Annotated in this window: 17 protein-coding genes and 1 tRNA gene; 8 read left to right on the forward strand and 10 right to left on the reverse strand. The window is 43.0% G+C overall.

The annotated features are described in order from the left end of the window. Positions 1-343 precede the first annotated feature (343 nt). Positions 344-3,127, forward strand: a complete 2,784-nt coding sequence (locus CDC37_RS00790) for a GAF domain-containing protein (RefSeq protein ID WP_096620045.1) — start codon at positions 344-346, stop codon at positions 3,125-3,127. A 68-nt stretch (positions 3,128-3,195) separates the two neighbouring features. Here CDC37_RS00790 and CDC37_RS00795 read toward each other — a convergent pair whose 3' ends face one another. The 3 genes from CDC37_RS00795 to CDC37_RS00805 form a co-directional block, all read right to left on the reverse strand. Beyond that, on the reverse strand, positions 3,196-4,230 hold the full coding sequence (locus CDC37_RS00795; RefSeq protein ID WP_096620046.1) for a zinc-dependent alcohol dehydrogenase: 1,035 nt from the start codon (positions 4,228-4,230) through the stop codon (positions 3,196-3,198). A gap of 284 nt (positions 4,231-4,514) precedes the next feature. Then, positions 4,515-4,700, reverse strand: a complete 186-nt coding sequence (locus CDC37_RS00800) for a hypothetical protein (protein WP_096620047.1) — start codon at positions 4,698-4,700, stop codon at positions 4,515-4,517. 109 nt (positions 4,701-4,809) lie between these two features. Then, positions 4,810-5,877 carry a glycosyltransferase family 4 protein gene (locus CDC37_RS00805; protein WP_096620048.1) on the reverse strand — a complete coding sequence of 356 codons (1,068 nt, stop codon included), beginning with the start codon at positions 5,875-5,877 and terminating at the stop codon, positions 4,810-4,812. A 770-nt stretch (positions 5,878-6,647) separates the two neighbouring features. Between CDC37_RS00805 and xth the strand changes: the two genes are divergently transcribed. Further along, the gene (gene xth, locus CDC37_RS00810) at positions 6,648-7,469 is read left to right on the forward strand and encodes an exodeoxyribonuclease III (protein WP_096620049.1); all 822 of its coding nucleotides are present in this window, start codon (positions 6,648-6,650) and stop codon (positions 7,467-7,469) included. Here xth and CDC37_RS00815 read toward each other — a convergent pair. The 4 genes from CDC37_RS00815 to CDC37_RS00830 form a co-directional block, all read right to left on the reverse strand. Beyond that, positions 7,429-9,492: a ribonuclease catalytic domain-containing protein gene (locus CDC37_RS00815; RefSeq protein ID WP_096620050.1), complete on the reverse strand. Its 2,064-nt coding sequence runs from the start codon at positions 9,490-9,492 to the stop codon at positions 7,429-7,431. The two genes, xth and CDC37_RS00815, sit on opposite strands and share 41 nt — an antisense overlap. A 579-nt stretch (positions 9,493-10,071) precedes the next feature. Further along, complete coding sequence (gene rpsR / locus CDC37_RS00820) at positions 10,072-10,287, reverse strand: 30S ribosomal protein S18 (RefSeq protein WP_016875849.1); 216 nt, start codon at positions 10,285-10,287, stop codon at positions 10,072-10,074. 2 nt (positions 10,288-10,289) lie between these two features. Next, the gene (gene rpmG, locus CDC37_RS00825; RefSeq protein WP_096620051.1) at positions 10,290-10,484 is read right to left on the reverse strand and encodes a 50S ribosomal protein L33; all 195 of its coding nucleotides are present in this window, start codon (positions 10,482-10,484) and stop codon (positions 10,290-10,292) included. 45 nt (positions 10,485-10,529) lie between these two features. Then, a complete protein-coding gene (locus CDC37_RS00830) occupies positions 10,530-11,075 on the reverse strand; it encodes an RDD family protein (RefSeq protein WP_096620052.1) in 546 nt (181 codons plus the stop codon). A 354-nt stretch (positions 11,076-11,429) separates the two neighbouring features. Between CDC37_RS00830 and CDC37_RS00835 the strand changes: the two genes are divergently transcribed. The 3 genes from CDC37_RS00835 to msrA all read left to right on the forward strand — a co-directional run bounded on the left by CDC37_RS00835 (position 11,430) and on the right by msrA (position 13,573). Next, a tRNA-Ser gene (locus CDC37_RS00835) sits at positions 11,430-11,514 on the forward strand. Positions 11,515-11,704: 190 nt separating this feature from the next. Continuing rightward, positions 11,705-12,824 (forward strand): peptide chain release factor 2 gene (gene prfB, locus CDC37_RS00840; protein WP_157780607.1). Its coding sequence is split into 2 segments (ribosomal slippage): positions 11,705-11,776 and positions 11,778-12,824, totalling 1,119 coding nucleotides; the frame shifts between segments, so codons are not numbered across the junction. Positions 12,825-12,916: 92 nt separating this feature from the next. Beyond that, the gene (gene msrA / locus CDC37_RS00845; RefSeq protein WP_096620054.1) at positions 12,917-13,573 is read left to right on the forward strand and encodes a peptide-methionine (S)-S-oxide reductase MsrA; all 657 of its coding nucleotides are present in this window, start codon (positions 12,917-12,919) and stop codon (positions 13,571-13,573) included. A 127-nt stretch (positions 13,574-13,700) separates the two neighbouring features. Here the strand turns inward: msrA and CDC37_RS00850 are convergent, their stop codons facing one another. Beyond that, positions 13,701-14,135 (reverse strand): hypothetical protein, encoded by a 435-nt coding sequence (locus CDC37_RS00850; RefSeq protein WP_096620055.1) that lies wholly within the window; start codon positions 14,133-14,135, stop codon positions 13,701-13,703. Positions 14,136-14,205: 70 nt separating this feature from the next. After that, on the reverse strand, positions 14,206-14,820 hold the full coding sequence (locus CDC37_RS00855; protein WP_096625771.1) for a TetR/AcrR family transcriptional regulator: 615 nt from the start codon (positions 14,818-14,820) through the stop codon (positions 14,206-14,208). Between the two features lie 121 nt (positions 14,821-14,941). Between CDC37_RS00855 and CDC37_RS00860 the strand changes: the two genes are divergently transcribed. Both CDC37_RS00860 and CDC37_RS00865 read left to right on the forward strand, forming a co-directional pair. Next, on the forward strand, positions 14,942-16,672 hold the full coding sequence (locus tag CDC37_RS00860; RefSeq protein ID WP_231943176.1) for a M16 family metallopeptidase: 1,731 nt from the start codon (positions 14,942-14,944) through the stop codon (positions 16,670-16,672). An 83-nt stretch (positions 16,673-16,755) separates the two neighbouring features. Beyond that, complete coding sequence (locus CDC37_RS00865; protein WP_096625773.1) at positions 16,756-18,225, forward strand: M16 family metallopeptidase; 1,470 nt, start codon at positions 16,756-16,758, stop codon at positions 18,223-18,225. Position 18,226: 1 nt separating this feature from the next. Here CDC37_RS00865 and CDC37_RS00870 read toward each other — a convergent pair whose 3' ends face one another. After that, positions 18,227-18,412 carry a hypothetical protein gene (locus CDC37_RS00870; RefSeq protein ID WP_096620057.1) on the reverse strand — a complete coding sequence of 62 codons (186 nt, stop codon included), beginning with the start codon at positions 18,410-18,412 and terminating at the stop codon, positions 18,227-18,229. A gap of 291 nt (positions 18,413-18,703) precedes the next feature. On the opposite strand from CDC37_RS00870, the gene CDC37_RS00875 reads away from it, so the two are divergent. Further along, positions 18,704-20,062, forward strand: a complete 1,359-nt coding sequence (locus tag CDC37_RS00875; protein WP_096620058.1) for a cytochrome P450 — start codon at positions 18,704-18,706, stop codon at positions 20,060-20,062. The last annotated feature ends 106 nt before the right edge of the window (positions 20,063-20,168 follow it).

The raw sequence follows: 20,168 nt of genomic DNA on the forward strand, positions 1-20,168 counted from the left end.
AATTTTTCCAATTGGCATTAGCTTCTTCGGGAACAAATCTCCGCCTACAGGCTTCAGTTCTGTTGCTATTCCCTATTTTCTGGATTTTTGAATTTAACGAAATCTTGACAACCAGATTTTATATTTTTCGATTTGGTTGTATATTTTCATGATTTTGTTTTTGTGAATACAAATCATTTCTAGAATACGACAAAACAACTGGAAATAATATTAATTATTATTTAGAAATACCCATTTAATAGTCGGTGATTTTACGGAAGACACAGAGATTAAAACAACCTAAAAATAGAAATAATTAAATAATAAAAAAGAAAATCAAATATCCCTAATTTTAATTACTACAATGACTCGGACTCTAGAGCAAGATTTACAAATCAGCCGTCAACAGAACTCCTTACTGCGACGGATCAATAATCGCATCCGTCGCTGCGGGGAACTGTCAGAAATTTTACAAGCCACCGTCAGGGAGGTGAGGGATTTTCTGAACACAGATAGGGTAAAAATCTATCAGTTTGACGTGGATGGTAGCGGTCAGGTGGTAGCGGAGTCGCTCCAAGATAACCGTTTACCTTCATTATATAAGTTACACTTTCCCGCCGATGATATTCCTGTATCTGCAAGGGAAGCCTTTAGGAGGTCACGAGTTCGTTCCATAGTCAATATTGAAACCGGAAAAATTTCTGAAAGTTCCGTTTGGGACGTACAGGAGGATGAAATCCATGCTCAGGAGTTTTTTTCCCGTGATGTAGACCCCTGTCACATCCAGTATTTACGAGCAATGGGAGTGAAATCATCCGTAGTTGTACCGATTTGTCATCATGAGCAATTGTGGGGGTTGCTGGTTTCCCACCATTCCCAGGAGCGGGATGTATCACCTGTGGAAGTTGAAGCACTGCAAATGGTGGTAGAACAAATTGCGATCGCGATCGCTCACCACCAGTTGCTAGAATCGACTAGGGCGATCGCTGCGCGGGAAAAAATTATTAATCAGGTGGTGGATGCGCTTCATTCCTTACCGGATGTGGAAATTCAAATAGCACTTGATACTACTGTAAAAGCCTTTGGGGGAATTGGTGGACGTGTGTGTTTGGGAAATTCTTGTTTTGAAGGATATAACGGTCGCATGTATAATTTCCGCGACCAGGTGGAGTTAGGACAGGAAAATTTGTTGATTTATAGTTATGGGGAGCAACCAATTCGCTTTGATGGTTGTGGTTGGAAATTCATCGAACAAGCGATAGAGTTACGAGAACATTATCAAGGGAATGAATTTAATTTGTGGGTGATTCCAGATATTTATCAAGAAGCGGATTTAGAAAGTTTATTTCCTGCTTTTGTGGATACTAAAATTCGTAGTATTTTAATTATTCCCCTGATTTCTCGACAACAATTATTAGGTTATATCACTATTTTTCGTGGTGCATACGATACGGAAAAAATCTGGGCTGGAAAATTTGATCCCGATGCACGTCAACTGTATCCCCGTCAATCCTTTGCTCAATGGCGGGAATTAAAGCAATCTCAACCTGTTGGTTGGAGCCAAGAAGATATTGAATTTGCCCAAGAATTGGGAACTAGATTTGCTTCTGCTGTCTATGCCCATAATTTATATCAACAAATTCATTTATTTAATGAATTATTAGAAAATCAAGTTCAAGAGCGTACTCTTCAATTACAAAATGTTTCGGAACAACAAAGATTTATTTCTGAAGTTACCGAACAAATTAGTGCGGCTTTAGATGTGGAGACAATTTTTAAGACCACTGCTCGCGATATTTGTCAACTGTTAAGAACTGATTGTGTCACCATATATCGTTGGCTGGATGATGGTAAAACCTGTTTTATCGGTAATTTTCATCGAACTAATTCCCAATGGCTGACAGATAATTATCAAGAGACAGAAATTAATTGGAATCAGCTATTTTTCCATGAATTTATCGGTCAAGCCGATTATTTAGAACCATTTACAATTGAGAATATTTACACCCTGAATTTACCCAAACCACAAATCGAACTGGTGGAAAAACTGCAAATGCAAGCATTAGCGATCGCACCGATTATTCTAGATAAAAAACCCTGGGGTTTAATTATCGCCTACCACCAGCAAAATTCCCGGATTTGGGAAAAAGCAGATGTGGATTTTCTGCGTCAAACAGCCGTGCAATTAGGAATTGCTCTGCAACAAGCAGAATTGCTGGAACAAAGTCAAAAACAAGCCCATCAACTCACACAAACTATTCAAGAACTTAAGCAAGCTCAAGCGCAATTAATCCAAACGGAAAAAATGTCCAGTCTCGGACAATTAGTTGCAGGAGTTGCGCACGAAATTAATAACCCAGTAAACTTTATTTACGGCAATATCAAACATGTTAACCAGTATTGTCAAGACTTGCTGGAAATGTTAAACCTCTATCAAAAACACTTTCCTGGTGTCCATCCCGAAATCATTGAATATGCGGAAGAAATTGACCTCGGTTTTCTGGTGGAAGATTTGCCAAAAATGCTTGCATCTATGAATGTAGGTGTTGATCGCATTCGCCAAATTGTTTTATCTTTACGCAATTTTTCCCGTCTCGATCAAGCCGAAATGAAACCGGTTAATATCCACGAAGGTATTGATAGTACTCTATTAATCCTCCAACATCGTCTTAAAGCTAAACCCGACACCCCCGCAATTCAAATCATTAAAGAATACGGAAATTTACCTCAAATCGAATGCTATGCGGGACAACTCAATCAGGTATTCATGAACATTTTAACTAATGCCATTGATGCATTAGAAGAACAGCGCTATCAACAAACAGCAAAATTTCCGGCCCAAATTTGGATTAAAACCAGTGTCGGTCAACTTCCCAATCATCTTCCCAGCGCCATCATTTCTATCCGTGATAATGCAGGGGGAATCCCGGAAGAAATTATCAAACGTTTATTCGACCCATTTTTTACCACAAAACCTGTGGGACAGGGAACTGGTTTAGGTTTATCAATCAGTTATCAAATAATTGTGGAAAAACACAAGGGAATTTTAAAATGTAATTCTGTACCACAGCAAGGAACTGAATTTTTGATTGAAATTCCCCAATTACAAACAGTGGAAAAAACGGAAAAAACTGTAAATCGGGTTTGAAAATCGGCTTCGCTAAATACAAATATAAATTGAAAATTTGACGTAGACGTAGTATTGCTACGTCTCTACTAATAAAACGGTTTGATGGCAACTTTAATCGCTTGGCGATCGCGCATTTGGGTAAAGGCTAATCCCAGTTCCTCTAAGGGTCGGGTTTGACTAATCAACAGTTCAAAGGGTATTTTCCGAGTTGCTAACAAATCTAGGGCTGCACGGACATATTTAGGTGTGTTATGAAATACACCTTTCACGGTCAATTCGCTGTAATGCAGCAGTTCTGTACTCACTTGAATAGTTGTATCACGGGGACACCCCCCAAATAAATTCACCGTTCCCCCTGGACGACTACAAGCGATCGCGGTTTCCCAAGCACTGGGTACTCCGGTCGCTTCAATAATGATATCCGCTCCCATCCCGTCGGTTATATCCTGCACTACACCAGGTATATCCGCAATTTGGCGATAATTAAATGTTTGGGTTGCACCAAATTTTTGGGCAATTGCTAATCTGCGATCGCTCCCACCAAAAACGATCACTTCCACGTCCATATCCCCAACCAACTTGGCTACAAACATTAAACCAATGGCTCCATCTCCCAATATCACCACGCGATCGCCTGGTTTAATATGAGAACGGGAAACACCATGTAGCACACAAGCCAAAGGTTCGGTCATGGCTGCTAATTCATCCCCTAAACCCTCCGGAATCGGCAATAAATTATGTTCCACAATGGGGGCTGGTATTTTCAAATACTCCGCGAATGTACCATTATTCCAGGTCAAATTTGGACAGAGGGAATATTCCCCCCGGTGACAGAAAAAGCAATCCATACAGGGAGCCGAATTATTGGCAACCACGCGATCGCCGATTTGCCATCCTCTGACATTTTTCCCCATTGCCACAATCCTCCCCGCAGCTTCATGACCAAACAATGTGGGAGGTTTGAGCATTTTCGCATGACCACCCCGTCGCCATACTTTTAAATCAGTCCCGCAGGTGGTCGCGACACCTACTTGAATCACGATTTCCCCCTCCCCTGGGGTTGGGTCATCGACTTGTTGCAAACGCAAGTCTTCCTGTCCGTACAAAACTGCTGCCAACATGTTGATTTGAATGGATGATATGGGTGATTTTAACTCATACAGATGCAACGATATCAGACATAGCAATGCGACCTCTCTACACAATTCATCTGTTGCATTCTTTTTTCAAATTGGTACAAAATTTTCCCCACTAGAAAAATCTAATGGGGCGGGAACCGATTCTATTTTTTTTTGTCTTTATTTCTCAAGCCGAATCAAGGGTCAATCTGTGAATTACGCTCCCAAACCTCACACACCTACCAAAACCAAGATTAACCCATCCACATCACTTCAAATCACGCTATCTACACACTCACTGTGGGTTTAGAACTCACCCCTTGCACACCAGTTCCTCCTGGTGTGCGATTAACTGTTAATAATGTCACTTCTTGCCGACAGGCTTGACAAAACCAGTAAATTTGACCGTGACGGACGTGACGCAACAGCATGGAACTTCCGCAACAGGGACAACTGTTTGCTCGCATACTCATATATCGTCCTCCTTTTCTGTATGGGAAAAAGTTATGAATTCATGACATTAACAATGCAGTGAAACCTACAGTCCTTCGCAAAGGTACGAGAACAGGGCACTAATTACCACTACATCTGAATCTTGGCTGCATGGATACGTCCATTTTTGCCAATCCGGTCTTGGATAATTTGTTGATAAACCGCCTCATAAGCGTCCACCATTTGCTGGACGCTGAAATTCTCCGCAACGTGTTGACGACACCTGTGACGGTCAAGTTCTAAAGCCTGGGGAATCATGGCCGCAATCTCTGCATATGCCTGACAGACAAACCCTGTTACACCATGATTTATCACCTCTGGAACCGAGCCTAAATTCATGGCAATTACTGGTGTGCCGGTGGCCATTGATTCAATCATCACTAAACCAAAGGGTTCAGCCCAAGTAATGGGAAATAGGGTGACACTGGCATTCGCGAGTAGTTCTACCTTGCCGTTGTGGTCAACTTCACCGAGGTATTCAATCTGTTGACCATCAATATGGGGAGCGACCTCTCGTTCAAAAAACTCCTGGTCTACAACATCAACTTTACCCGCCATTTTCAGTTTCCAACCAGTTTGTTTTGCGATCGCGATCGCATGGTGAGGCCCTTTTTCCGGCGAAAAACGCCCCAGGAACGCCAAATAAGCTGGCTCTTGGGGATTACCGACGAATTTATAATCTGCTAAGGAAATACCGTTATAAACCGTACCCACGTAGTTGAGATTAATTTGACGCTGGGCATCACTAATACTAACAAAGGGTTGATGATGATGGTGTAAATAGACTGCCTGAGTATCACGGTTAAATTTACCGTGTAAAGTATGGACTGTTGGTGTATTTACTAAACTCGCTAATGGTAAAGCTGGAACCCCGACATGGGAATGGATAATATCGAATTCCCCCGCTTTTTGGTAAACATGGCTCAGTTCTAGGGTTTCATACACCGCATATTCTTTCACCTTGGGATCGAGACGCAGTGCATGGGGATAAACCGATTCTAGTTTTGCCAATGTTTGTGAGTCTCCTGATGCAAACAAGGTTACGTCATGACCTCGACGCACTAACTCGTCTGTCAAGCGACTAACAACAAGTTCAATCCCTCCATAGGTTGGTGGTGGAACTCGCTCCCATAACGGGGCAACTTGGGCTATTTTCATACTTTATTTTGGTTCAGATTTTATAAAAGTCCATATTTTATTAATATTTTAGTCATGGACTTTAACAATTGTTAAGGGAATAAAAAATTGACCTTTCCCTTTAGCAGTTTACATCAAGACTATTTATTACTATCAATAATAGTCCCAATAATCTGCCTTTAGATATAGTTCCGCCCTCCTTTGTTAGCAGCTTTAATTTTTAAGTGATTTAGACTTTTCAAAGATAGTTTCTCAAGGCTTTTTGATTCATCTACCTTGGGGATCAATTGGATTTGAGACTTTAGACTTGAGATTTTGGGTTTTTGCGAATTGCAAGTTAATCTCCGATCCTGTGTCATTAGGTAGGTGCAATTAAACATAAAACCGCAACGCAACCGTTTATTTGGCGTAGAAACGACCCGTCGGGTTGTCTCTACTCCCTGATCTCAACGACAATTTTGACCACACACCTACTTAGAGGTTGTTTCTCAAGTATTAATTATCACTATTTTGACTATTGTCCTGACTCTGGATATGGGGTTATCAAGCTGATTTTTCCTTCGAGAGTACGACGGACATGTCGCGCTCCCAAAAACGATAATTCAAGTATTAAAATCGACTTGTAAAACATCCTCTTATAAAGTCAAAGAAAGTCGGGTGAATAGGAGAATAAAAAGCTTCCTTCTCCCCTGCTCCCGAAAGCATCCCCAGTTCTCTTCAGTGGGGGGGAGCTTGACGAGAAATACACAAAACGCAACTATAGGAGATTGTGGATTGGGAAGTAATCAGGAATGAAAATCGCGACTTGGAATGTGAATTCAATTCGGACTCGTTTGACCCATGTAGTTGGTTGGTTACAACAAAACCCAGTGGATGTATTGTGTTTGCAAGAAACTAAGGTAATTGATGCCGATTTTCCGCGATCGCATTTTCAAGAGTTGGGCTACCATGTTTATGTCTACGGTCAAAAATCCTATAATGGTGTCGCTCTACTGAGTCGTGAACCAATTGCCGATGTGACAACAGGATTTACCTCTATTTTGTCCGATATCGATCCCCAATGGGACGAGCAAAAACGGGTAATTACTGGTATCTACAAGGGTATTCGAGTTGTTAACCTTTATGTTCCCAATGGTTCAGAAATCGGCAGCGAGAAGTATACCTATAAGTTAGGTTGGTTGAAAATTCTTCAGGAATATTTACAGAAGTTACTCCCCAACACCCCCCATATTTGTATGTGTGGAGATTTCAATATCGCCCTCGAAGATAAAGATATTCACGAACATGTCGATATTCCCAATCACATTATGTCATCTACCGCCGAACGGGAAGCCCTATCCCAAATCCTCAATTTAGGCTTTCGCGACGCTTTTCGCAAGTTTAATGACGAACCGGGACACTTTTCCTGGTGGGATTACCGGACAATGGCCTTTAAACGCGATCGCGGTTGGCGCATTGACCATCACTACCTCACTCCGCAATTATACGCACAAGCCCAAAGTTGCGTTATCGATAAAAACCCCCGCAAACTCGAAAAACCCAGCGACCACGCACCAGTAATCCTAGAAATCCCTAATTTACCCCAGACTGAGCCGTTTCTGGTTGATACATAATTTCCTGGAACTGGATCACATCCTTTTGGGGGTCACACACACTAACCTTCACCAGTAGCTGTTCTCCCAAACTCACTGGTCGTCGGAAAAACATGGGTAACTGCAATCCCAAATCCTCCAATAAAATTAAAGCTAAACCACTATCTTCCCGCAACCACATTAAAACTATAGCTGGCCACACAGCATCAGCTTGACGACGTAAATACTCCAAAGCCCAATAACGATTTGTTTGCCGTTCCACCATTGTTACTTCTTGAGTGGTGGTACTGACGGTCATCATCACTTCCTTTAGCTGTTCCGCCGAAAATGGTAACTCTTCTCCCCGTAAATGGGCTTTCAGCTGAAAATGGGTCAACAAGTCGCTATAACGACGAATCGGTGAAGTCGCCTGGGTATAATTATCTAACCCTAACCCCGCATGACGCACAGGACTTATACTCACTTCGCTTTTCGGCATACATCTGCGCATCGCACAGGCTCGCACAAACCCGGCAGGTAACAAAATTAACTCCTCCTCCGGTGGTAGTTCGGGCTGAGGTTGTCCGCGAAAGGGTAGGGGTATGTTATTTTCCTTACCATACTTGGCTGCCACTTCCCCGGCTAAAATCATCATTTCCGCTACCAGTTGCCGCGACGGCGAATCATCTAGCACACTGATACTAATATCATCATCCTTGACCTTAATCATCGCCTCTGGCATGTTGATACTAATCGCCCCCTGGGCATAGCGCCATTTTTTTCTTTTGTCAGCCCATTTCGCGATCGCTCGAATTTCCGGTTCTGCCTGCACATCTAACTGCAACATTTCGTCCACGTCTTCGTAGGTGAGGCGATAGGTGGGCTTAATATGGCTGGCATGAATGGTATATTCTGTCACACCCCCCTCTGCATCCAGAATAATGCCAAAACTGAGGGCACAACAAACCTGGCCTTGAATCAAACTCATCGGTCCAGTGGCTAAAATTTCCGGAAACATCGGCACTATTCCGGTTGGTAAATATACCGTACTTCCCCGTCGCCGAGCTTCTAAGTCCAGTTCGTCTTCCGGTAACAGCCAACGGGTGGGGTCGGCAATATGTACCCAAAGTCTTTCCCGACCATCCTCAAGTTTTTCCCAACTTAAACCATCATCGATTTCGGTCGTACTTTCGTCATCAATTGTATATACCTTCAATCCAGTCAAGTCGAGACGTTCGACATCACGGTCGGGTGGGTGGGAATTCAAACGCTGTTGCGCCACTTCTATTACCTTACTAGGAAATTGGACTGGAATTGCAGAACGACGGAGAAAAAGGTTTTCATTTTGACTCCATATACCTAAATCAACCAGCAGTTGGAATGCTCCTTGGGGGGTTGCGGGACGACCCAGTAGGTTCATCGTTTCCAGTACTGGTGCTGGGGGGGGGAAAGCTTTACCCGGATCGGTGTTGGCATTCCCCCGGACGATATCTGCAAGTAGGGCTGCGTATTTTTCTAGAGCTTCAATGCGGTGGCGGTCATAACGCTGCCATTCTACACTCTCACCATTTAAGGCTGCTTGTACACGACTTAAAAATTCCTGCTGTCCTTTAAGTTTTAAGGTTTCTACTTCGATTTGATGCTTGCGTTCGGCAACCTGTGCCGCAGAACGGGGTTCGTAACTTTCACCCTTTTGTTTGAAGTATATCTTATCATCGGAGAGCAAATAATGGGAGGCATAACAGTGAACTGGTTGGCTTTCAGAAAATAGCAAAACTGCCATCTCCGCAGGAGTCACATTTTGTCCCTCCTCAACCAATATTTCCCAAGCAACCTCTAAGCTAGATGGGTCTAAAAAGGGCTGGACATCAGCCAAAAATGCGGGTATTTGAGACGGTTTATAGGTTTCACCTGTCAGCGCGTAGGTGACTTGTCGAGGGGCAATACTGTGGGATTGGCCGCGCTCATCCACCACAAACCAACGGCTTTTTCCATCTGGACGGTCTACCACACCCAGACGGCGATCGCTTCCCACTCTCCATTCTACCAGTGTTCCTTTCTCCACAAGTCTTGCGCTTTTAACTATCTAGATTTTTTCATTAATCAAGTTTCCCTCAGATTCGATTTTAGATGATGTTAGGACTCATACTAGTAGTTCACCAAGGAAACTTTTATTTGTATACTACAGGCAGTTCGCTATATAGCTATATATACTTTACACGGCCAAGAGGTGGCTTTTCGTGGAGGTGGTTAATGCTTGCTGGAGCAACCAACTATCACCTGTCACCTGTCAGCTGTCACAAAAACCATGAGGGAAATCATCCAGTAGTATCAATTAACCTAACTCTACCCTCTACACCCTGAACCTACCTGACAATTTTCACCTTTATCGAGTGCTAGAACTCATATTTGATAATTTTGATATTTGTTGACCTAGCCTGCACTTGACCTCACAAAACGTAAGTCACCCCTATCTGTAAATTCTAGATTTTGGAAGGAGGCAACTCAACATCCATCCAAAATCCATCTGGGAAAGTTTGCGAGAACAATGCATCTCCCATCAAGGTTAGTCACCCTACTGGGGAAAGCCCCTTCTTGGCCAACTAACTTCACTTGACGCAAAATCCCAAATTTTCAGTCAATACTAACCTTCCGCGTTAATAAACGGCAATAATGCCAATATACGCGCTCTTTTGATCGCCAAGGTTAAATCTCGCTGTTGCTGCGCAGTTAAACCCGTAATTCGACGTGGTAAGATTTTTCCGCGTTCCGTAATAAATTTACGTAACAAATCCACATCTTTGTAATCAATGGGTTCTCCCGGCTTTATGGGGGATAGACGACGACGATAATAGCTCATTTCTACTTGATTTCCTTGTGAACAGTGTGTTTATTGCAGTGGGGACAGAATTTATTCAATTCCAATCGGTTGGTCGTATTCCGACGATTTTTCATCGTGGTATAACGGGACACTCCCGGTGAGCGTTTTGCCGGGTTAGAACGACATTCAGTACATTCGAGTGTCACGATAATTCGGACACCTTTATTCTTTGCCATAATTTATTACAACTATTTCAGTCAGAAGAGAATTAACACAAATCCCTATCTTCGCACATTACGCCGCACAGTTTCAACTAATTGCTTGAGCTTGATGTCGAGGGAATATCCCCGTTGGGACGAGACTATCATAGTACCAGCGAAACGGTCATGCAATGCTTGACGTAGTTGTTTATCGGAAACAGCTACACCACAGTCGATTGCCAAGGGAAGGATAAATAGGATGATAGTGGGATTGCGAGGCAGATTGTTCAATGCGATCGCCACCAGTAGAGCACCAACACCAATGATTGCTTCTCGTTGGCAAAGGGTTTGTAGGTCGGGTACTCGTCCACGGTTGACTGTCAATAATTTAATATCGAAAGCCCACCTTCCTAGACTTTGCCCCTGATTATTATAAACTACCAAAATCCGCAAAATCGCCCACACCAGAAAAAACAGCAAAATTTGTCCCAAGTGAATCCCAAAAGAACCATGTCCTAAAATCGAACTGACTGACCAAGTAATCAAAAAATCAACCATCCACGCACCTGCACGTCTTGCAAAACCAACACGGGGATAGTGTTTCGGAGAAATACGTTCAATTGACATATGGATCTCTGCCTCTAAACTTGGTGGGAACGCAATTCAAGAATACAGGACACTGATTCTAGGATACACAATCTTCGGAGATGGGGATTAGGGAATAGGGGCAAAAACACTTCCATCCGTTCTAGTGTATACAGTTGATGATGACTACTCCCTGTACAGACGATCCGACGGTCATCTCTACTTCCATCACTCCCTAATCCCTACTCCCTATTTTTTTGATTTGTAGTGGTTAAATAGTGTATAATGTCTGATGGAGTAGTTAATGCTAGTTAAGCCGCATCAATAGTGAAGATTATTGATGCTGATGTGGTTAGCGACGTGTAAATGTAACACAAAATCAAGAACATACCCAATGGAGAGGTGGCAGAGTGGTTGAATGCGGCGCACTCGAAATGCGTTTTAGGGAAACCTAACGGGGGTTCGAATCCCCCCCTCTCCGTCTGCAATCAACACAGTTACAATTTCTGTAGCAGCAGTACCTTCAGGATATGGATTAGTGAAAAATTGCTTTTCTCACCTAAATCCAGCTAGAATAGTTGCCTGTATAGATTGCGTAATGTATTTTACCTATATCAGTACCGCAAAAAGTTCCCACCCGTGAAGGTTGGGAACGAATGTATAGAGAGATTATGGATATTTTAGAATTAAAACGGGAAATTGAAGCTTTGTCGAGTCGCCTGGGTAAAACCCAGGACTATCTTTGACGTTCCTGCACTGCAAGCCAAAATTCAAGATTTAGAGCAAATCGCAGCTCAACCGGACTTTTGGGACGAACAAACCAAAGCCCAGCGTATCTTGCAAGAGTTGAATGATTTAAAAGCCCATCTACAACAGCATCAGCAGTGGTACGCAAGCTTGGAAGATACCAAAGCGGTGGTGGAATTGCTGGAGTTGGAGACCGATCCAGCTTTACTGACGGAAGCGGAAGAAACGATCAAAACCCTTAACCGCGAGTTGGATTTGTGGGAGTTAGAACAGTTACTATCTGGAACCTATGACAAAGAGGGAGCTGTTTTAACGATTAATGCGGGTGCAGGTGGAACCGATGCTCAAGATTGGGCAGAAATGTTGTTACGGATGTATACTCGTTGGGCAGAAAGCCATAATTACCGGGTGACGTTAACGGAACGCTCGGAAGGCGATGAAGCGGGGATTAAGTCTGCCACCATTGAAATTACTGGACGCTATGCCTATGGTTATTTACGCTCGGAAATGGGAACCCATCGATTGGTAAGAATTTCCCCGTTTAATGCCAATGGTAAACGACAAACCAGTTTTGCTGGGGTGGAGGTAATGCCCCAAATTGATAATTCTGTGGAACTAGAAATACCGGAAAAGGATTTGGAAGTGACCACATCCCGGTCTGGGGGAAAGGGTGGACAGAATGTCAACAAGGTGGAGACTGCGGTGAGGGTTGTACACATTCCCACGGGAATTGCTGTTCGCTGTACAGAAGAACGGAGTCAACTGCAAAATAAGGAAAAAGCCCTAGCACGGTTGAAAGCGAAATTATTAGTAATCGCTCAGGAACAGAAAGCCAAGGAAGTGGCTGAAATTCGTGGTGATATAGCCGAAGCTTCCTGGGGTAATCAGATTCGGAACTATGTATTCCATCCTTACCAACTGGTGAAGGATTTACGGACAAACACGGAAACCACTGCGATCGCCGATGTGATGAACGGCGATTTGGATATGTTTATCCAAGCCTATTTGCGTCAAGAAAATCAAATTGTTGAAGGAGTTTCCTAGATGAGGTGCAAGGGAAGGGGAAGTGCAGCACAGAAAATAGGCTAAACTAAAAGTAAAGTAAAGTAACAAAACTTAAAGACAAAATAATCAAAATGGTGCTATTTGGATTTGGGAAAAAAGCCTCTATGCCTAGTCCAGAGGAGGCTTTACCGGGAAGAACAACTAAAATGCCTGTTCCTGCAACCCACTTTGTGAACGGAAATCCTCTCCAACCACCTTTTCCCCCAGGGATGGAAACGGCGATGTTTGGTATGGGTTGTTTTTGGGGTGCGGAACGGAAGTTTTGGCAACAGGAAGGAGTATTTACAACTGCGGTCGGCTATGCTGCTGGTTACACACCGAATCCTACCTACAAGGAAGTTTGTTCGGGAATGACTGGACATAACGAGGTGGTGTTTGTGGTTTTTGATCCAGCAATTGTCAGCTATGGGGATTTACTTAAGATTTTCTGGGAAAATCACGACCCCACCCAAGGGATGCGTCAAGGAAACGATGTGGGAACCCAATATCGTTCCGGTATTTATGTATATTCTCCAGAACAGCGTCAACTAGCGGAAGCGTCCCGTCAAGTTTACCAGGAAGCATTAACTAAAGCTGGTTACGGCAAGATTACTACGGAAATTTTGGATGCACCCGAATTTTACTATGCCGAGGAGTACCATCAACAGTATCTAGCAAAAAACCCCGGTGGATATTGTGGTTTAGGTGGGACTAACGTTGCTTGTCCGATTGGTGTGGTTCAACAGTAGATATTTTGGTGTTGCTGAAGACAAATAAAAAATTTTTTGTGGTAGGGACGTAGCATTGCTACGTCTCTAATTTAAATAAATATCCTCTGAGGGTGTTGATTAATAAAACATATTAAATTATTAAATATTAAGTGGATAGCAGGCGCATCTGAACCAATACGGTATTATCTTCACGGAATCGAAATTGGTATAGACGAGATTCTGCTGTTCCATTTCTTGGTGGACGACCGCCAAGACCTTGCCAATAGGTCAAATTGCATTCATATCCATTTTCCTTTGTGGGATATGGACAACCTAGACGATGGACGAATGAATTGAGGTCATCTGATGGCATGGTAAAACGTATATGGGCTTCATATTCAACATTGATGGGAATGGAACCGAGTAGCCCTTGAAAGCGAACCTCCGGTTTGACACCTTGTGGAAGGGGGACTCCGATCATTTGTTCGGTGACTTCACGGGGCGATCGCCCGATTGATACCCCAAGTCCCCATCCAACCAAGAGTAAACTGGTAATCACAAAGACCCCCCAGCCTTGAGCCAACAAGTAAAGACGGTTCATATATCCTATTTCATCATATCGTTAAATATATTTTTCTCTACTTGTAAATTTAATCCGTATTGTTCCTTAATCAAGAATGACAAAGAACACCATTTAAAAAGATATCAGCCAGTCCTTCCGCCATTTTTTGTAGTTCTTGGGGGGAGGATTCGGGAGACATAATCGTGCTGTCGGAGAATCCCGCGATCGCAAACATACCTAAAAATACCTTCGCCACCAATTTCGCATCCATCTGCCGATATACTCCCTTATCCATCGCTTCTTGGAAATAGGCTTCGGCAACTCCAGACATCTTTTCAATAATTTCTTCCTGAATGCGATCGCGTAAATCGGGGTGGAATTGGGCTTCCATAAAGCAAACTCGTAACAAGTCCGAGTTTTTGTGCATATTCCACATCCGTCGGCGCATGACCTGGGCGACAGCTTTATAGCTACCCATTTCACTCAATTCCGTCAACAAATCGGTGAGAATTTCCACCCATCCCTTGGTTGCCACCTCCACCAAAATGGCCTTTTTGTTGGCAAAATGACGAAAGAGGGTTCCTTCGGCGACACCTGCGGCTTGCGCCAAGTCACGGGTTGTTGTACCGTCATATCCTTGGGCTGCAAATAATTTTTGTGCCGCTTGCAAAATGCGATCGCGGGTTTGTGCTTCGGAAGTAGGAGGAGAATTAAATAGGCGCATGACCGTCATCCGTTATTATGATATACCCGGAACAGGATTTGTAGCATTATTGTCTAACTGGGAGTAGGACAAGCACAAAAACCTTAAACTTATATACCAGATTAAGCCTGATAACCCAATTATGGGTGAGAACGCTTACGTACTGTTACATTTACCCGTAGTTATGCCAAATTATCGCCATTTTTTTTTACAAACTAAATTTGCGAGAAATCCTTGCTCTGATTGGATTTCAAGCAAATTACCAGGACTTTTTGCTCTTTACCGGCAAATTTTCCTAGCTTTACTTATCTTTACATTTTGGGGGTGGGGACTCGCTCCTGCGATTGCAACATCTACGAATTTAACCCAGGAATATCGGGATGGTGGTAGTTCCCAGATATTGACAAAAAAACCGGATTCCGGGACTACCCAGCCAAGTACTTCGATTCAACCCTATCTCGACCAAGTGACTAAAAACCTGACGGAATTTCGTCTAGAGAACGGGATGAAATTTTTGGTTTTAAAACGGCAGAAAGCACCCGTCGTTTCCTTTATGACCTATGTAGACGTAGGTGGTTCCGATGAAGTTGCTGGGAAAACTGGTATTTCGCACTTTTTAGAGCATTTAGCATTTAAAGGTACAACGAGAATTGGTACAAAAGATTACCAAGCAGAAAAACCTTTACTGGATCAGCTAGAAAAACTTGACCAGCAAATCCGTGCAGCACGTAAAGCAGGGAAACAGGAGGAAGTAGCCAAACTAGAAGCGACTTTTGCCAAAGTGGAAGCGGAAGCGATGAAAATATCCAATCAGAACGAATTTGGACAAATCGTCGAACAAGCTGGGGGTGTGGGTTTAAATGCCAATACTTCTGCGGACGCAACCCGGTATTTATACAGTTTCCCCGCCAATAAATTAGAATTGTGGATGTCTCTGGAATCGGAAAGGTTTTTAGAACCAGTATTAGAGCGGGAATTTTACCAAGAAAAACAGGTGATTCTGGAAGAGCGACGGTTGCGGGTTGATAATTCCCCCATTGGTACAATGATTGAAAAATTCATTGAAACAGCCTTTAGCGTCCATCCCTACAAACGTCCCGTGATTGGTTACGAAGAAGATATTCGGAATTTGACCCCCCAAGACCTGCGGGAATTCTTCCAAGCCCATTATGTACCCCAAAATATTGCGATCGCCATTGTCGGGGATGTGGACCCCCAGGAAGTCAAACGTTTAGCCGAGATTTACTTTGGTCGGTATAAATCTAGACCCGAAATCGCCAGTAAAATTCCCGCAGAACCCAAACAAACCCAAACCCGGGAAATCAAGTTAGAACTACCTTCCCAACCTTGGTATTTAGAAGGTTATCACCGTCCAGCCCTCTCCCACCCAGATGAAGCTGTATACGATATCATCGGTCGTTTACTCAGTGATGGACGTACTTCTCGCCTGTATACATCCCTGGTACAAAATAAAAAATTAGCCCTTACAGCTCAGGGATTTAGCGGTTTTCCTGGGGATAAATACCCAAGTTTGATGTTGTTTTATGCACTTACAGCCCCCGGACGCACGGTTGATGAAGTAGCCATCGGATTACGACAAGAAATAGACCGACTCAAAACCGAACCTGTTTCTAGCAGGGAATTAGAACGGGTAAAAACCAAAGCTCGTGCAGATTTAATCCGTGGTTTAGACAGCAACATGGGGATGGCAGAACAGTTATTAGAATACGAAGTTAAAACTGGTTCTTGGCGAAATTTATTCCAGCGAGTCGAACAAATTGCCAAGGTGACACCCCAAGATATTCAAAGGGTCGCGCAGGCCACTTTTACAGAGAATAATCGTACCGTGGGCAAATTATTGTCGAAAAACTAATTTAATTCGTAATGCGTAATTACGAAATTATATATACCTAATCCCTGTCAAGAATCATGAAAAAGCGTCAAAAATTTGCAAAAATGAGATTAAAATCTGTAATCTGTGCTTTCCTCTTGACCTTGAGTTTACTATTTGTCGGACTCGATTGGTCACAAGCAGCGACACCGAATGCAGCGAAACATTATACGGAGTTGGAATTACCACCTTTACCAGAAGTTAAACTACCTGCATATGAAAAATTCCGGTTAAAAAATGGGATGACGGTGTATTTATTGCCCGACCGGGAGTTACCATTAATTACGGGGACAGCGATGATCCGCACCGGTGAAAGATTAGAACCTGGCGATCGCACTGGGTTAGCGAAGTTGGTGGGTACGGTGATGCGTACTGGGGGAACTAAAAAACATACTGGGGATGAGTTGAACCAGTTGTTGGAACAACGTGCAGCATCGGTGGAAACCAGTATGAATGAAAGTATGGGAACAGCCAGTTTCCAAAGTTTGACGGAGGATATTGACACCGTACTGGGTTTATTTGCGGAAATTTTGCGGGAACCGGTATTTGCAGAAGACAAATTGGAGCTAGCTAAAACCCAAGAAAAAGGACAAATTACCCGTCGCAATGACAATCCCGACGCGATCGCCAGACGAGAGTTTCGCAAGTTAATCTATGGCAAAAATAGTCCCTACGCACGGACAACCGAAATTGCGACCATCGATAAAATTAGCCGTGATGACCTAATTAAGTTTTATCAGCAGTATTATTACCCCAACAACATGATTTTAGGGGTGACAGGGGATTTTGAACCCGCCAAAATGAAGAATTTAATCCAAGCAAAATTTGCAGATTGGCGACCCACCCCTAAACCAATTAAACCCCAACTACCCCCAGTTTCCCAAGCAAATCTAGGGGGAGTATTTTTCGTCGATCAACCCCAGTTAACCCAAAGTAATATCCTCATTGGTCATCTCGGTGGTCAATTTAACAGTCCCGACTATCCTGCATTAGATGTGATGACCAGTGTCTTGAACGGTTTCGGAGGGAGATTATTTAACGAATTGCGATCGCGTCAAGGTTTAGCCTATTCTGTATACGGTGTTTGGAGTCCCCGTCACGACTATCCAGGTCTGTTTATCGCTGGTGGACAAACCCGTTCCGATGCAACTGTCCAATTTATTCAAGCTCTCAAAGCCGAAATTAAACGCTTGCAAACCGAACCCGTTAGTGACAGGGAACTAAAACTTGCGAAGGAATCAACTTTAAATTCCTTTGTCTTTAACTTTGAAAATCCCCTGCAAGTCCTCACCCGGATTATGCGGTATGCTTATTTCGGTTATCCAGAAGATTTCCTCTTCCGTTACCGCGAAAAAGTTGAAACCACCACCGCAGCAGATATCCAAACAGTTGCCAAAAAATACCTCAAACCAGATAACCTGGTGACACTGGTAGTTGGTAATCAAACTGCAATTAAACCCCCTTTAACCCAAATTGCTAACCAAGTTACCCCCATTGATGTCACCATACCGGGAATCAAACCACCCACCAGTTAGCCTATTTCCCGTCTTCAATAAGTGGTTTATGCGTAAATACACTTACCTTTTCCCTCGCACCCATCGCCGACCTTTCCCCTCGCACCATGCTCTGCGTGGGTGCAGAATCTCCCTCGCACCCATCGCCGACCTTTTCCCTCGCACCATGCTCTGCGTGGGTGCAGAATCTAATCTCTCTCGCACCCATCGCCGACCTTTTCCCTCGCACCCATGCTCTGCGTGGGTGCAGAATCTACGAGGTTCTGACCTCGTGAATGAAGGCAGAGCCTTCGCTAACTAAGTGACCACCCAGAGCCTAGTCACTAGATAATAAAACTTGCTAACTGAGTAACCACCCAGAGCCTAGTCACTAGATAATAAAACTTGCTAACTGAGTAACCACCCAGAGCCTAGTCATTAGATAATAAAACTCCCTGACTGAGTAACCACCCAAAGCGTAGTCACTAGATAAAAGTTCTGACGACCCTATATCCTTCCCATGAACACCAACTCCCACCACTCAACCCTACCTTTACCACCAGGAAATTTTGGCTTACCAATTATCGGTGAAACCCTGGAATTTTTTCGTAATCCCCAATTTGCCAAACAGCGTCACCAAAAATATGGGGAGGTTTTTAAAACCCATTTATTTGGGAATCCCACAGTTTTTCTTATGGGTGCAGAAGCAAATAGATTTTTGTTTACCAACGAAAACAAATACTTTAACAGCACTTGGCCAAAAAGTACCAAACAATTACTTGGTTCCGGTTCCCTGTCAGTCCAACAAGGGGGAGAACATCAAAAACGTCGTAAAGTTCTTGCTCAAGCCTTTCAACCGAGGGCTTTAAGTAGTTATATTGCCACTATTGAATCGATTAGTCATGAGTATTTTCAGCGATGGCAAAAATTGCAGGATTTTGCTTGGTATCCAGAGTTAAAAAACTATACTTTAGATATTGCTTGTAAATTATTTGTGGGTACAGATGGTGCTTCCCAAACCCAATTGGGTCAAGATTACGAAAAATTTGTTAATGGCTTATTTTCGATACCAATTAATTTGCCTTGGACAAGATTTGGTCAAGCTTGTCAAGGACGAAAACGACTGTTAGCCGCAATTGAAAAAATAATCCACCAACGCCAGAAACTAACTCAAGATACCGATGGTATTGATAGTATTCAACATCGTGATGCTTTAAGTTTATTAATTAACGCCAAAGATGAAGAAGGAAACAATCTAAGTATAGACGAACTGAAGGATCAAATTATCACTTTACTCTTTGCTGGTCATGAAACGTTGACATCGGCTTTAGTTTCATTTTGCCTACAAACTGCCCAACATCCAGAGATTTTTACTAAAATTTATCAGGAGCAAAAAAATCTCGGTTTTGCGCAACCACTCACCCTGGAAACCCTTTCCCAAATGACCTATCTCGACCAGGTTTTGAAGGAAACAATGCGATTGATACCTCCTGTGGGTGGTGGTTTTCGCCAAGTTGTAGAAACCTGTGAATTCAAAGGTTATCAAATTCCCCAAGGATGGACAATTTTGTATCAAATAGGTTTTACCCATCAGGATAATCGTATATATTCCCAACCAGAAAAGTTTGATCCCGATCGATTTAGTCCTGAACGTGCAGAAGATAAAAATCAACTATTTAGTTATATTCCCTTTGCTGGAGGGATGCGAGAATGCCTTGGTAAGGAATTTGCTAAATTGGAAATGAAAATATTTGCGGCTTTATTAATCAGGAATTATCGGTGGCAAATCTTACCAGAACAGGATTTAGGATACGTCATGATTCCCACTCCCCGTCCACGAGATGGTTTAAAGGTGAGATTTTTTTCAATCCATGAGTAATATCAATTAAGTAGGTAGGCATAAATAAACCAAACTACATCAAGAAAAGTAAAAACGCTGAAAATCTTGTGATTGCTACCCTACGGTAAGGCTTTGCCTACATTCC

The organism is Calothrix sp. NIES-3974 (assembly GCF_002368395.1).
Taxonomy (GTDB): Bacteria; Cyanobacteriota; Cyanobacteriia; order Cyanobacteriales; family Nostocaceae; genus NIES-3974.